Raw genomic sequence first — 14,538 nt, 5'->3', positions numbered from 1 at the left:
CCGACCGCCAATTATTCCGCACCATCGCCGGTTGTCAATTGGCGCAATCCCGCAGGACACCCATTGACAAGATTCCCGCGATGGATTCCGGACGTTGACTCGCGGCTGTCCGTCGTGGACTCTCTAGGACATGCCCGACAGCACCGGTTCCGGTGCCCCGGCGGCCCAGGCGGCGCTCGACGCCGTCCAGCGATACCCACCCGAAGCGATCAGCATCGCCCAGCAGGTGCTCGCCAGCCAGACCGCCACCGACGACGATCGGTCCACCGCCGAGCGGGCCATCGGCCTGGCCCTGCGCGAGCTCAACGACCTGACCGGCGCGCTGCGTCACCTGCGCCGGGCGGTACGGGCCGCCGGCACCCCCCGGACCCGGGCGCTGGCCCGGATGAGCCTCGGGTACGTGCTGGCCAACGCCGGTCGTACCGCCGCGGCACTGCGGGCGGTGACCGCCGCGCTGCCCCAGCTCACCGGTGCCGACGCCGGCCGCGCCCGGATGCAGCGGGGGGTGGTGCTGCACTACCGCGGACGCTACGCCGAGGCGGTGCGCGACTACGGCATCGCCATCGACATCGCCCAGCGCGCGGACGACCCGCTGCTGGAGGCCCGGGCCCGCAACAACCGCGGACTGCTCAACGCGCACCGCGGCTCCGGAGGCACCGACGACGACCTGTCCCGGGCGGCGGCGGTCTTCCACCGGCTCGGGCTCGACCTCGCGGCGGCGGACGCCCGCTGGAACGGCGGCATCGCCGCCGGGCAACGCGGCGACATCGCGGTGGCCCTGCGGTGCTTCGCCGACGTCGACGAGGAGTACCGGCGGCTCGCCGTGCCGCGCCCGGCGCTGCTGCTGGACCGGTTCGAGCTGCTGCTGTCGGTGCCGCTGCTCGACGAGGCGGTCGAGGTCGCCGCCGTCGCGGTCCGGGAACTCCACCGCAGGGGAATGGCCTCGGACCTCGCCGAGGCGCTGCTGGCCCGGGCCCGGGCCGCGCTGCTCGCCAGCGACCTGGACACCGCGACCGCGGCCGCCGCCCAGGCCCGGGTCCGTTTCCGGCGGCAGGGCCGCCGCACCTGGGCCGCCTTCGCGCGGCACGTCGAGCTGCGCGCGGAGTTCCGCCGGGGCACCCGGACGGCGGCCCTGCTCACCGCGATGGTGCGGACGGCCGGCCAGCTCGACGCCACCGGCTGGCCCGGTCCGGCGCTGACCACCCGCATCGAGGCCGGTCTGCTGGCCGCCGCCACGGGTCGCGTCGACCGGGCCGTGGCCCTGCTGGAGCTGGCCGCCCAGGCCCGTCGCCGGGGCACCGCCCCCCGCCGCGCCCAGGGCTGGTACGCCCTGGCCCGGTCGCGCCGGCTCACCGGGGACGATCCCGGTGCGGCCCGCGCACTGCGCCGGGGGCTGGCCGTCCTCGACCGGCACCGCACGTCGCTCGGTGCCACGGAGCTGCGGGCACACAGCGGGACGTACGGGCAGGAGCTGGCCGCCGAGGGCCTCGACATCGCGATCCGCGCCGGCGCCCCGGCCCGGACCCTGGCCTGGGCCGAACGCTGGCGGGCGAACACCCTGCGGATGCGGCCGGCGCTGCCCCCGGACGACCCGGACCTGCTCGCGGCGCTCACCGAACTCCGGCTGGTCAGCAGCCTGCTGGAGGACGCGGTGCTGGCCGGTCGGCCGGCGCACGCCCTGCGCAGCCGGCAGGCCCGGCTGGAACGGCGCATCCAGGACCTGGCCCGCCGGGTGCCCGGCGGGGTCGGCGTGGTGACCCCGCCCGGGGTGGGCGTGCTCGCCGGGCGGCTCGGCTCCCGGGTGCTGGTCGAACTGGTCGCCCACGGCGACCGGCTCCGGGCGGTGCTGGTCCGCGACGGGCGGGCCGGCCTGCACGACCTCGGCCCGCTCCCCGGGGCGGTGCACCTGGCCCGCCGGCACCGGTTCGCGCTGCGCCGGCTGGTCACCACCGGCGACACGAGCACCGCGCGGGCCGGGGCCGACCACGCCGCCGCCGCCCTGGACCGGCAGCTCTTCGATCCGTTGCGGCGGCAGCTGGGCGACCGCCCCCTGGTGATCGTGCCGGTGGGGGTCCTGCACGCCGTACCGTGGTCGGGGTTGCCGACCTGCGCCGGACGCCCCGTGACGGTCGCCCCGTCGGCCACCGCCTGGCTGCGGGCGGACGGCCGGCGACCGTCGACCGGCCCCTCCGTCCTGGCCTGCGGTCCGCGGCTGCCGGCCGGCCGGGCCGAGGTACGCCGGCTCGCGCAGGTCCTGCCCGGGGCCACCCTGCTCACCGGCGCGGACGCCACGGCCGACGCGTTGACCGCCGCACTGGACGGGGCCGGCCTGGTCCACATCGCCGCCCACGGCACCTTCCGCGCCGACAACCCGCAGTTCTCCACCCTGGAGCTGGCCGACGGGCCGCTGTTCGCGTACGAGTGGGAACGGGTCTCCCGGCCGCCCGGCTGCGTGGTGCTCTCCGCGTGCGACTCGGGGCTGACCGGGGTCCGGCCCGGCGACGAGGTGATGGGCTTCACCGCCGTGCTGCTCGCCCTGGGCGCACGGTGCCTGATCGCCACCGTGCTGCCGGTGCCGGCCGAGCCCACCACCGCGCTCATGCTGGACCTGCACCGACGGATGCGGGCCGGTAGCCGTCCGGCCCAGGCGCTCGCCGACTCCCAGCAGGCCTTCGTCGCCCCCGGTGACGGCACCAGCCGGGCCACCGCCGCGGCGTTCGTCTGTCTCGGCGCCGGCTGACGGTGGTCCGGCCGCCGTCCTCCGGGACCGTCCGGCCGCGGTCCTCCGGGACCGTCCGGCCATCCGACGCCGGGCCGGCGGGAAACCGCTCGTCGCCGTCCCCCGTGCGGGCGGACCGAATCCGACCGCTGGTCGCCGGCCCGGTGGGGCGGGCCGGACCGTCCGGGCGTCAGGGCCGCCGGAGGGGAACCGGCGGCGGCCCGGTGTCGTGGGGCACGGTCTCGCGGTGCCCGCGCGCGACGATGCCGGCGGTGATCTCCTGGGGCGGCACCGGACGCCCGAAGTGCCAACCCTGCCCGTTGTCGCAGCCGGTCGACGCCAACTGGCGGGCCTGCTGGGCGGTCTCGATGCCCTCGGCGGTCACCACCAGGCCGAGCTTGTGCCCGAGCGACACGACGGTGCTGAGGAACTCGTCGTCCGTGCCGGGGCGGCGGTCCCCCGGCCGCCTGGCCGGCTGCGCCGACGAGCGGGTCAGGCTGGCGTCCAGTTTGAGGCCGTGCAGCGGGAGCGACCGGAGATTGGCCAGGTTGGCGTAGCCGATGCCGAAGTCGTCGATGACGACCCGGACGCCGATCGTCATCAGCGCCGCCAGGGTCTCGGTCACCACGCCGCTCGGGTCGATCACGGCCTGCTCGGTGACCTCCAGTTGGAGCAGGTGCGGCGGCAGGCCCGTCCGGTCGAGGATCTGCGCCACCGCGCCGGCCAGGCCGTTCTGGTGGAGTTGGCGGACCGACACGTTCACGCTCACGTACAGGCCGGGTCGGACCCGCTGCCACCGGCTGGCCTGCCGGCACGCCTGCTCCAACAGTTGGGCGCCGAGCGCGACCACCAGGCCGGTCCGTTCGGCCAGCTCGATGAAGCGGGCCGCGCTCAGCAGGCCGAGCCGGGGATGCTGCCAGCGGGCCAGCGCCTCCACCCCGGCCAGCCGACCGGTGCGGAGGTCGGCGATGGGCTGGTAGGCGGCCATGAACTCGCCCCGCCGCAGTGCCGCCGGCATGGCCGCCGACAGCCGGTACCGCGCGGCGTCGGCCTCGCTGCGGTCCGGGTCGAACCGGCGCAGGGTGGCCTTCCCGTCCGCCTTGGCCCAGTGCAGCGCGATCTCGCTGGCGCGCATCAGGGCCGCGGCGGCACCGTCGGCGACGGTGGCCTCGGCCACTCCCGCGCTCGCCGTCAGGGGCACCTCGGTGCCGTTGACCCGGAACGGGGCGGCGACCGCGGCGAGCGCCTGATCGGCGATCTTGACGGTGTCCTCGGCGCAGGTGGTGTCGCGGACCAGGATCGCGAACCGGTCGCTGTCCAGCCGCGCCACCAGGTCGATCCGCCGGTCGGTGAGCGCGCCGAGCCGGTCGGCGATCTCGCGGAGCAGCAGGTCGCCGACCTGGTGGCCGAGCACGTCGTTGACCGCCGCGAAGTCGTCGACGTCGAGGCAGCAGACGCCCACCCGGCCGATCGGCACCTCGGCGGCGGACAGGCGGCCCAACTGCTCGGTGAAGAGTGTCAGGTTGGGCAGTCCGGTCAGCGTGTCGTGGGTGGCGAAGCGGCGGAACCTGGTCTCGCTGACCCGGAGCGCCTCCTCGGCCTTGGTGCGGGCGGCCAGCGCGGCCAGCCGGACCGTCTCCTGGGCGCGGAGGGTGCGGTCGTGCGCGGCCGCCGCGAAGCCCGCCGCGAGCTCGGCCAGCAGGTCGTTCAGCCGGGCGGCGCGGGCCGGGTCGGCCCCGACGGCCAGCTCGTCGAGGAACCGCGAGCCGATGACCGCGATCGTGCCGCCGAGCGCCTCCGGTGACCCGAAGCCGGCCGCCACCAGGTCGGCACCGATCCGCCGGCCGTGGCCCGGCTCGGCCGGTTCGGTGAGGACCGCGGTGACCAGGCGGTCCGCCAGCCCGGCCACGATGCGGTGCCGCTGGGCGGCGCTGATCGGCACGTAGTGCGCCCGGTGCAGGGCGACAGCCCACGCCGTGACGAACTGCTCGACGCCCGGCCGGTGCCGGTCGTCGACCCCGTCGGCGTCGGGCCGATCGTTCACCTGCGGCGCCCGACCCCGACGTAGAAGCTCATCCGCTCCGGGTGCTCGCCGACCTCGGCCGGTGACTCGGGACGCCACAGCGGTGACCACACCACACCGGGTTCCACCAGGTCGAGGCCGGCGAAGAAGTCCTCCACCTGGGCGCGGGTACGGGCGGTGACCGGGGTGTTCGTCCGGCCGCTGAGCCGGGTGCCCTCGCCCATCTCGTCCGGCCGGCTGTCGGTGGTGACGTGGCTGATCGCCACGCAGCTACCGGGGGCCAGCGCCGTCCACAGTCGCCTGATCACGCCGTACGGGTCGTCCTCGTCGGCAACCGCGTGCACGACCGAGACGAGCAGCAGGCCGACCGGCTGGTCGAGGTCCAGCAGCCGGCGGACCTCCGGGTGGCCCAGGATGGCGTCCGGGTGGCGCAGGTCCTCCAGCAGGGCGATCGCGTTCGGCTGGCCGGCGAGGATGTGCGTGCTGTGGGTCACCGCCACCGGGTCGATGTCCACGTAGACCACCCGGGTGTCCGGATCCACCTGCTGGGCGATCTCGTGCACGTTGCCCACCGTCGGGATGCCGGACCCGATGTCGAGGAACTGCCGGATCCCCTCGTCGAGCATGAAGCGCACCGCGCGGTGCAGGAACTCGCGGTTCGCCCGCGCGACCAGACGGAGGTCCGGCACCGCGGCCAGGGCCTGCCGGGCGAACTCCCGGTCGACCTCGAAGTTGTGCGAGCCGCCGAGCCAGTAGTCGTAGGCTCGGGCCACGCTCGGCCGACTGAGGTCGACATCTGCTGGTGCCCACTCCGGCCGTTCCATTGCCACCTTTCCCCATCACCACAGTGACGTGACCGCCGCCACTATAATCGGAAGTTTCCCACCCCTGCAGCGCGGCGGGATCCCGCCGCAGGCCAGCGCCACCGCGGTCTCCACCCACGATCCGTCCACAGGGTACGGACGCTCGACCCGCCGGTGGTCGTCAGGCGGGCGGGGTGACCGCGCCTCCGTGGCGGTGTCCCCGGCGACCGCGTCGGTCGATCTCCCCGGGTGTCGACGGCCCCGACCGGCCGGTCGGGGCCGGGCGCGGTTTCGCGGAGCGGTGCCGCCGGGGCGGGCTGGGCCGCCGATAGTTATAAATCCTTTATGCGTAACTTGTCCGATTCCCTCTCGTTCAGTCGTTGACGGCTGCCGCGACACCGAGCAGACCCGTCATCCGCATCTGAACGGGGGAAATCGGTGAGGCCTGTCCTGCGAAGAATCACGAGCGCGTCCACGGCGGTGCTGGTCGCCGGCCTGGCGACCCTGGGGGTGGGGACGCCGGCCCAGGCGGCACCCGGCGACGCGACCGCCCGCGGTGTCGTCGTCGACCTGTCCGCCGAGGTGCTCGGCACAGCGGTGATCTCCGCCGCCGCCACCATCGGCACCGCCACCGCGCCGGCCGCCGGTGGCACCGACACCGAGACGCTGCTGGCGGTGTCGGTGCCGGGGGCGCTCGGCGTGACCGCCAGCGGCACCGTGGAGGAGGTCACCGCCACCCGGGCGGCGGACGCGTCGTCGGCGTCCGCCAGCGTCACCGCCCTCAACCTGACGGTGCTCGGCATCGACGTGCTGGACACCGCCGAGGCCACCGCCACCGCGGTCTGCCCGCAGGTCGGCGCGACCAGCGCGGACACCACGCTCGTCGGGCTGGAGCTGTTCGGCTCGGCGGTGACCCTGACGGCGAACACCCCCGCCGTCGTGGGCAGCGCCGCAGTGGTGGTGCCGGGGCTGGTCGGCGCGAGCCTGGACGCCGCGTTGACCCGCGTCGAGACGACCACCGCCACCGGCGCGACCGCGATCGCGGTGCGGGCCGTCCTCACCCTGTCGGGCACCGTCCTCGGTGTCCCGACCACCATCCCGGTCGGAACCGTGATCGTGGCCGAGGCCAGCTGTGAGCGTCCGCCGGCCGCGCCGACCGCCGCGACGATCACCCCCGACGAGGGTCCGCAGTCGGGCGGCCAGACGGTGACGATCACCGGTACGGGCTTCGTCCCGGACGGCACCACGGTCACCTTCGACGGCGTGCCGGCGACCGACGTCACCGTGGCACCGGGTGGCGGCTCGCTGACGGCGGTCACCCCGCCCGGCGCGGTCGGCCCCGCGCAGGTGGTGGTCAGCACGGTGAACGGCGCGACCGCGCCGCTGGGCTACACGTACCTGGCCGACGGCAGCGGGGCGACGGTCACCGGCCTGACGCCGACCTCCGGACCCACCGTCGGCGGCACCACCGTGACGATCACCGGCACCGGCTTCACCGGCGCGGCCGGCGTGGACTTCGACGGGTTGCCCGGCACCGGGTTCACCGTCGACCCGGCCGGCACCACGATCACCGTGGTGACCCCGCCGAACCCGGCTGGACCGGCCCTGGTCGAGCTGGTCTTCCCGGACGGTCGGGTGACCGCGCCGACGTTCACCTACGTCGCGCCGACGATCACCTCGATTGTGCCGGACACCGGCCCGACCGCCGGCGGCACCACGGTCACGATCACCGGTACCGGCTTCACCGGGGCGACCGGAGTGACCTTCGGCGACACCCCGGGCACCAACCTCGTCGTGGACCCGGGTGGCACCTCGCTGACCGTGGTCACACCGCCGGGGCAGGTCGGCCCGGTGGACGTCACCGTGCTGCTCCCGGGCGCGAACGCCACCGCCCCGGACGGCTTCACCTACGTGGCAGCGGCGCCGACCGCCGCGTCGATCACGCCGGACACGGGTCCGCAGGCGGGCGGCCAGACGGTGACGATCACCGGATCCGGCTTCGTCCCCGGTGGCACGACCGTCACCTTCGACGGGGTGCCGGCCACCGGCGTCACGGTCGCCCCGGGCGGAACCTCCCTGACGGCCGTCACCCCGCCCGGAGCGGTGGGGCCGGCCGTCGTGCTGGTGGGCACCGACGCCGGTACGGCGGCACCGCTCGGCTACACCTACCTCGCCGACGGCACCGCCGCCGACGTGACCGGGCTGACCCCGACGACCGGGCCGACCTCGGGCGGCACCACGGTGACCATCACCGGGACCGGCTTCACCGGGGCGACCGGGGTGACCTTCGACGGGGTGCCCGGCACCGGGTTCACCGTCGACCCGGCCGGCACCACGATCACCGTGGTGACCCCGCCGAACACGGCCGGGCCGGCGGAGGTGCGACTGGTGTTCCCGGCCGGCACCGCCGGGGCGCCGTCCTTCACGTACGTCGCACCGACGATCACCTCCATCGTGCCGGGCACCGGCCCGACCACCGGCGGCACCACGGTGACCATCACCGGCACCGGCCTCACCGGCGCGACCGGTGTGGACTTCGGTGGCACACCGGGCACCAACCTGGTGGTGAGCCCCGACGGGACCTCACTGACAGTGGTCACCCCACCCGGCCCGGTCGGGCCGGTGGACGTGACGGTGCAGCTGCCGGGTGACGACGTCACCGAACCGGACGGGTTCAGCTACGAGGCCGCCCCGCCGCGCATCGACACCGTCACCCCGGGCCAGGGGCCGACCGACGGCGGTACGACCGTGACGGTCGGCGGCTCCGGGTTCGTGCCGGGCCGGACCACCGTCACCATCTGCGGCACGGTCATCCCGGCCAGCCAGGTCACCGTGGCGACGGACGGTCGCTCGTTGACCTTCCGTACGCCGCCCTGCGCGGCCGGCGACACCACGGTCGTGGTGAACACCGACGGTGGCGCCTCCAACGGGCTCACCTTCCGCTACGTCCCGCGGAACCTGCCGGTGACCGGTGACGTCGTCACCACGCCGCTGGCCGCCGGGGCGGTGCTCGCGCTCCTCGGCGTCGTCCTCGTCCTGCTGACCCGCCGTCGGCGGCACGTCGGACAGGTCGACTGACCGGGACGTCCCGGCCGGGGTCCGATCGGAGCCCGGCCGGGACGCACCCCGACAGCCTCGTCCCGCCGAGTGGCGCACCTGCGCCGGGCAGCCAGCGGCCTGACCGCCGTCGTGGCCGCTCAGGCCCCTGGCCGCGTCTCCCGGCCCCGCCGGTTCAGGGTCTGCTCAACCGCCGTGCAGGACAGCGTCGGTCCAGGGCACGCTCAGTTCGCCGTGCAGGACAGCGCCGGTACGCCGTTGGTGCCGCCCGCCGAGGCCAGGAAGCCGAAGGTGGTGTTGCCGCCGGCACCGAGCGCGCCGTTGTAGCTGACGTTGCGGGCGGTGACCGTCGGGCCGCTGCTGGTCAGTGTCGCGCTCCACGCCTGCGTCACCTGCTGCCCGTTGGCGAACGTCCAGGTCACCGTCCAGCCGCTGATCGCGGAGCTGCCGGCGGTCACCCGTACCTCGGCCTGGAAGCCGCCCTGCCACTGACCGGTCACCGTGTACGACGCCGCGCAGGACCGCCCGCCCGACGGCGGCGGGGTCGTGGTCGGTGGCGGGGTGGTGGTCGGTGGCGGCGCGGTGGTGGTCGGTGGCGGCGCGGTGGTGGTCGGCGGGGTGGTGCCGACCGCGCTCATGATGGCGTCGATGATGCCCTGCTGGGTGACGCTGCCGGTGCTGCGGTTGAACAGCCCGAACCCGTACGCCCCGTTGTAGCCGTTGTCCCAGTAGGCGGTGGCGGCCCCGTACTTCTTGGCGGTGGCCACCAGGGTGCGCGCGTAGTCCGCGCGGTACCTGTTGTTCGTCGGGTCGGCGGACGTCTTGTCGACCGATCCGTACTCGCCGACGAAGACCGGGTAGCCACGCGCGACGAAGGTGTCGCGCACCTTCTTCAGCTGCCCGTCCATGAAGTCCTGCTGCCCCCAGGTCGACTTCCGGGCCGGATTGGTGGCGGCCGGCCCCCACTGCGTGATGGTGCCGTTCTCCTCACCGGCGAAGTCCCAGGGGTCGTAGTAGTGCACGGAGATCATCAGCCGCTGCTCGTTGGCCGGGATGGACGACGACCGGTACTGGTCGGTCGGCAGCACGAAGCCGTAGTTGCCGACGGTGTAGTCGATGTTGGTGTTCCAGCCGGGGACGAGCAGCCAGCGCGAGGTGTTGTTCCCGCCGGTCCGGCGGACCGTGTCCACGAAGATCTGGTTGTAGGCGTTGATGTTCGAGTAGCACGGCTGGGTGGGGTTGCCGTACTGCCCGTCGAACTCCTCGTTCATGGATTCGAGGACGAGGCGCTCGCCGTAGCTCTGGAACCGGGTCGCGACCTGCTGCCAGACCTTCTGGTACTTGTCTCTGATCGTCGTCTGGTTCGACGCGTCGCAGATCAGCCACGAGCCGTTGATGGTCTTGTAGCCGTCGCCGTGCATGTTGATCAGCACGTACAGGCCGCGACCGTAGGCGTAGTCGACGATTTCCTTGATCCGGTTGAGCCAGCCGGCGTTGACCGTGTAGTTCGGGGCGGAGCCGATGTTTCCGAGGTAGGAGACCGGGATGCGGATCGTCGTGAAGCCCGCCGCGCGTACCCGGTCGATGAAGGCCTGCGTCACGACCGGGTTGCCCCACGCCGTCTCGCTGGGGATCCCGTTGGCGTTGGCCTCCAGGGCGTTGCCCAGGTTCCAGCCGGCCCCCATGCCGGCGACGAGTTGGGTGGCGTTGAGCTGGGTCATGCTGTCGGCCGACGCGGAACTCGTCGTCACGACGGCGGAACCGGCCAGCGCCAGTACGCCGGAGAGGAAGGCGAACTGCACCTTCCGGAGTGTGGATGTCACCAGGGTCTCCCGTCTTCGAGCCCACCGTCACGCGGGGTTGTCGAAGCGATTCGACGATATTTCGACTGTGTGTCCCGGCAGGTGCCGGGCGGTCAAAGAATAGATGTGCATGCATGAATGGGCAAGGTGGCCAGGGGCCTCGTGCCGGGTTCGGACCGCCGGGGGAGGGCACTACGGCGTGCCGGGCAGTCGGACCGTGACCAGGAGGCCTCCCCGTGGGCCGGGGGCGAGGTCGAGGGTTCCGGCGTGGGCGCGGACGATGCTGTGCACGATGGCGAGGCCCAGGCCGACGCCGGCGTGTTCGTCGGTGCGTACGCGTCTGGTCCCGCGCTGGAAGGGCTCGGTGAAGGTCGACACCAGCTCGGGCGGGAGCCGGTGGCCGGTGTTCCCGATCCGCAGCACGCTCATGTCGCCGTGCGCCTCGGTGTGGACCGACACGGTGCCGCCGGCCGGAAGGTTGTGGACGATGGCGTTCTGCACGAGATTGGTCACCATCCGTAGCAGAAGCTCGGGGGAGCCGCTGGTGCCGGCCGCCCCACCGGAGACGTCCAGGGTGATCCGACGCCGTTCGGCGAGCGGGAGCAGCGTCTCGGTCGCCTCCTCGGCGAGCAGTGAGAGGTCGAGGCGTTCGCGGGTGAAGACACCACGGTCGCCGCGGCTGAGCAGCAGCAGAGCCTCGGTGAGGTCGATCGCCCGCTGGTTGACGGTGTGCAGTCGGTCGATGAGGTCCCCCCGCCCCGCGGCGGGATCCCGGCGGGCGACGTCGAGCAGCGCCCGGGACACCGCGAGCGGGGTGCGCAGTTCGTGGGAGGCGTTCGCGGCGAACCTCTGCTGCTCGGCGACGTGGGACTCGAGTCGTTCGAGCATCGAGTCGAACGCGTCGGAGAGTTCCCGGAACTCGTCGTCGCGTCCCTCCAGGCGAATCCGGTGGGACAGCGACCCGTGCGCGGCCATCCGGGTGGCACGGGTGATCCGGGTCAGTGGCGCGAGCATCCGGCCGGCGAGGAGCCAGCCGCCCAGCAGGCCGAAGAACAGCAGCAGGGCCAGCACCACCACCGCTCTCGGGGCGAAGGCGCGGAGCAGGTCGGAGCGGTTCGGTACGAACATGACGGGGGCGGGGAGCCGGGAACTGCCGGGGGCCGGTGCGGGCGTGGCGGGGGCGTCGATCACCTCGGGTACGTACCGCAGCAGGAACACCCACACGGTGGCGAGGAGCAGGCCACCGGCGAGCACGACGAACCCGGCGTAGCTGAGGGTCAGTTTGAGGCGGACGCTGGGACCGGGCTCCCTAGTCACGCTCCGCTCCCGTGCCCCCGTCGCCGGGGCCGGTGTCGATGCGGTAGCCGACACCCGGCACCGTGCCGATGATCCATGGTTCGCCGAGCCGTTTGCGCAGGGTGGAGACGGTGATGCGGACGGCGTTGGTGAACGGGTTGGCGTTGAGGTCCCAGGCCCGTTCCAGCAGTTCCTCGGCACTGACGACCCCGCCCTCGGCGGCGACGAGGACCTCCAGCACGGCGAACTGCTTCCGGGTGAGCGCCACCGGACGGCCGTCGCGCAGGACCTCCCGACGGAAGGGGTCGACCCGCAGGCCGGCGGTCTCGCGGACCGGCGGCCGGCAGTACCCGCGTCTGCGGTCCAGGGCCCTGAGCCGGAGCACGAGTTCCCGCAGGTCGAACGGTTTGGTCAGGTAGTCGTCGGCGCCGAGTTGGAAGCCGGACGCCTTGTCGTCGATCCGGTCGGCGGCGGTGAGCATGAGGATCGGGATGCCGCTGCCGGAGGCGACCATGCGCCGGGCGACCTCGTCGCCGGAGGGGCCGGGGATGTCCCGGTCGAGGACCGCGAGGTCGTAGTGGTTGACGCCGAGCAGCTCCAGGGCCGCGTCGCCGTCGGGGGCGATGTCGGCGGCGATCGCCTCCAGCCGCAGGCCGTCCCGGACGGCCTCGGCCAGGTAGGGCTCGTCCTCCACGATCAGTACGCGCATGCGGGCAGCCTATGGTCGGACGAGCGTCGTACCGGTGGGTCCGGATCGCCGGCCCGACGCCGTCGCCGGCCCGGTGCGCCACCAGTGGCGGGACGCCAACCCGGCCAGCACGGCGCCAGTGGTGTTGACCAGTACGTCGTCCACCGAGGAGACCCGGTCCAGCAGCAGGACGTACTGTGCGGTCTCCACCAGGACCGAGCAGCCCGCCCCGAGCGCCAGGATCCGCGGCACCGAGGCCAGCGCCGGGAACCGCACCGGGGCGAAGAACCCCAGCGCCGCGAAGACCAGCAGGTTGCCGCCGATCCCGACCGGCCCCATCGTGACCAGGTCCCGCAACGGGACCAGACTCACCCGGCCGGGGCCGGTGCCCGGTGCCGCTCCCGGCATCAGGACCATCCACACGAACGGCACCGTCCCGTAGACCATGCCCACCTCGGTCAGCGACCTCCGCCACGCGGAGGTGCCGCCGGCCGCCCGACGCAGGTGGGCCAGCGTCCACACCGCCAGGGCCGCCAGCGGCAGGCCCACCAGCGTCATCAGCACCACCCCGTTGAACGTGTCGTAGCAGCCGTGCCACCGTCCGGCCAGGCACGGGGGAGCGGACATCATGAGCGGCCGTCGGACGGCGAACACCGCGCCCGCCAGCCCGAGGACACCCAGGCTGGCGAGCGCGACCGTACGGATCGGGCGCGGCGGTGCGGACGGGGAGGCAGGGTCGCTCATGCCCCCATCGAAGCCGGAGCGTTGTTGCGGCGGCGTATGCGTTTCTCCATGCCCTGCCCCCGGCGCGCCGACCCCGGCAGGTCCCGCTCCCGCGCCCGCCCGACCGCTCAGCCGCCGCCCCCGCCACCGGGTGGTCCGACCGGACCGCCGGTGACGGCCGCGGCCTCCCGTAGGCAGATGTCCAGCATGGGTACGCCGTCGCTGTTGGCGAGGACGACGCCGACCCACCCGGTGTCGGGATAGATGCTCCAGTTCGCGCCGACGCCACCGGCTCCGCCGCCCCGGCCGATCACCCACTGACCGTTGACGATGCTCACCGGCATCGTGTAGCCCTCGTAGGCCGTGGGCTCCGGGCCGGGGAGCTTGGCCCCGGCGAACAGGTCGGCGTAGGGCCGGTCCAGCACCGCGCCGTCGCGCAGTGCCTCGGCGAACCGGACCAGGTCCGGCGCGGTGGCGAAACCGTCGCCCGAGGCGTACCCGATGAAGCCCCGGCCCGGGTTGCGGCCCAGGATGTTCGGATCCAGGCTGCCCTCGTCCAGGTTGCGGACGGCGTCCACCAGGCTGCCGTCGGCCTGCCGCAGGTACGGGTGCGCGATGTGCTCGTCGGTGAGCCACTGGTCCCGCGAGTAGTACGCCGAGCCGGTCATCCCACAGCGCCCGAAGACATGCTCGTGCACGTAGTCCCAGAACGTCATGCCGGACACCGCCTCCACGACCTGCGCGGCCATGGCCAGGCCCACACCGCCGCCGGGAAGGTGGCCGTTGGACCCGGTGCCGGGCACGCCCGCCAGCGTCGCCTGCCGCACCCACTGCTCGTGGTACCCGTGCACCTCCTCCCGGCTGTGGAAGACGCGCTGCCAGTCCGGCATCGGGGCGTCCAGCCCGGAGGTGCTGGTGAGCAGGTGGTGGAGGGTCACCTGCTCGGCGATCGGCCCGGCGAGCCCCGTCAGATGGGCGCCCACCGGGTCGGACAGCGTCACCCGCCCCTGCTGCACCAACCGCAGGACCGCCACCGACAGGAAGGGCTGGCTGCCCGAGGAGAGGTTGAACGCGGTGCCCTCGTGGTTGCGGATCCGCCGCTCCCGGTCGGCCATGCCGTAGCTGCGCGACAGCACCGTCCGGCCCCGGTGGGACAGCAGCACCACGCCGGAGAACCTGCCCTCGGCGGCCAACCGCGCCACGTACCGGTCGTAGGCCCCGCCGGGTCGGGTGTCCGGCGGGATGCGGTCGCGTCCGGGCGGGCCGGGGCGGGCCGGGGCGGCATGGCCGGTCCCGGCACCCACCAACGGCCCGCCCGCCGCCACCATCCCGGCGGCGGCCATCCCGCCCCAGGTGACGAGCCGTCGCCGGTCGATACCCCGTGCGTCGTCCTGGTTCATGGTCACGCTCCCCGCCCGGTCGACGGG

General features: G+C 74.0%; 9 protein-coding genes. 2 read left to right on the top strand and 7 right to left on the bottom strand.

The window, feature by feature from the left end; genetic code table 11:
• Positions 1 to 130: 130 nt before the first annotated feature.
• The gene (locus tag O7625_RS06350) at positions 131 to 2,740 is read left to right on the top strand and encodes a CHAT domain-containing protein (RefSeq protein ID WP_282345015.1); all 2,610 of its coding nucleotides are present in this window, start codon (positions 131 to 133) and stop codon (positions 2,738 to 2,740) included.
• A gap of 169 nt (positions 2,741 to 2,909) precedes the next feature.
• On the opposite strand, the gene O7625_RS06345 is transcribed toward O7625_RS06350, so the two are convergent.
• Positions 2,910 to 4,763, bottom strand: coding sequence for a bifunctional diguanylate cyclase/phosphodiesterase (locus O7625_RS06345; protein ID WP_282345014.1), 1,854 nt, complete (start codon positions 4,761 to 4,763; stop codon positions 2,910 to 2,912).
• A complete protein-coding gene (locus O7625_RS06340) occupies positions 4,760 to 5,566 on the bottom strand; it encodes an SAM-dependent methyltransferase (protein ID WP_067304088.1) in 807 nt (268 codons plus the stop codon). Before O7625_RS06340 ends, O7625_RS06345 begins: the two co-directional genes overlap by 4 nt.
• A gap of 417 nt (positions 5,567 to 5,983) precedes the next feature.
• On the opposite strand from O7625_RS06340, the gene O7625_RS06335 reads away from it, so the two are divergent.
• A complete protein-coding gene (locus O7625_RS06335; protein ID WP_282345013.1) occupies positions 5,984 to 8,623 on the top strand; it encodes an IPT/TIG domain-containing protein in 2,640 nt (879 codons plus the stop codon).
• A gap of 203 nt (positions 8,624 to 8,826) precedes the next feature.
• Here O7625_RS06335 and O7625_RS06330 read toward each other — a convergent pair whose 3' ends face one another.
• The 5 genes from O7625_RS06330 to O7625_RS06310 all read right to left on the bottom strand — a co-directional run bounded on the left by O7625_RS06330 (position 8,827) and on the right by O7625_RS06310 (position 14,511).
• Positions 8,827 to 10,425: a cellulase family glycosylhydrolase gene (locus O7625_RS06330; protein WP_282345012.1), complete on the bottom strand. Its 1,599-nt coding sequence runs from the start codon at positions 10,423 to 10,425 to the stop codon at positions 8,827 to 8,829.
• A gap of 171 nt (positions 10,426 to 10,596) precedes the next feature.
• Positions 10,597 to 11,721 carry a HAMP domain-containing sensor histidine kinase gene (locus tag O7625_RS06325; protein WP_282345011.1) on the bottom strand — a complete coding sequence of 375 codons (1,125 nt, stop codon included), beginning with the start codon at positions 11,719 to 11,721 and terminating at the stop codon, positions 10,597 to 10,599.
• Positions 11,714 to 12,409, bottom strand: coding sequence for a response regulator transcription factor (locus O7625_RS06320; RefSeq protein WP_282345010.1), 696 nt, complete (start codon positions 12,407 to 12,409; stop codon positions 11,714 to 11,716). The genes O7625_RS06325 and O7625_RS06320 overlap by 8 nt, the downstream gene beginning before the upstream one ends.
• A 9-nt stretch (positions 12,410 to 12,418) precedes the next feature.
• Entirely contained in the window at positions 12,419 to 13,132 is a 714-nt protein-coding gene (locus O7625_RS06315; RefSeq protein WP_282345009.1) for a VanZ family protein, read from the bottom strand.
• A gap of 107 nt (positions 13,133 to 13,239) precedes the next feature.
• Positions 13,240 to 14,511: a serine hydrolase domain-containing protein gene (locus O7625_RS06310; RefSeq protein ID WP_282345007.1), complete on the bottom strand. Its 1,272-nt coding sequence runs from the start codon at positions 14,509 to 14,511 to the stop codon at positions 13,240 to 13,242.
• Positions 14,512 to 14,538 lie beyond the last annotated feature (27 nt).

The organism is Micromonospora sp. WMMD714 (genome assembly GCF_029581315.1).
GTDB lineage: Bacteria > Actinomycetota > Actinomycetes > Mycobacteriales > Micromonosporaceae > Micromonospora > Micromonospora rifamycinica.
This window is presented reverse-complemented; position numbering and strand designations above follow the sequence as displayed.

What these genes read in the sequence shown, in the direction of transcription:
- O7625_RS06320 (WP_282345010.1), bottom strand. Translation starts at nt 12,409, where the DNA reads ATGCGCGTACTGATCGTGGAGGACGAGCCCTACCTGGCCGAGGCCGTC.
- O7625_RS06350 (WP_282345015.1), top strand. Translation starts at nt 131, where the DNA reads ATGCCCGACAGCACCGGTTCCGGTGCCCCGGCGGCCCAGGCGGCGCTC.
- O7625_RS06315 (WP_282345009.1), bottom strand. Translation starts at nt 13,132, where the DNA reads ATGAGCGACCCTGCCTCCCCGTCCGCACCGCCGCGCCCGATCCGTACG.
- O7625_RS06310 (WP_282345007.1), bottom strand. Translation starts at nt 14,511, where the DNA reads ATGAACCAGGACGACGCACGGGGTATCGACCGGCGACGGCTCGTCACC.
- O7625_RS06340 (WP_067304088.1), bottom strand. Translation starts at nt 5,566, where the DNA reads ATGGAACGGCCGGAGTGGGCACCAGCAGATGTCGACCTCAGTCGGCCG.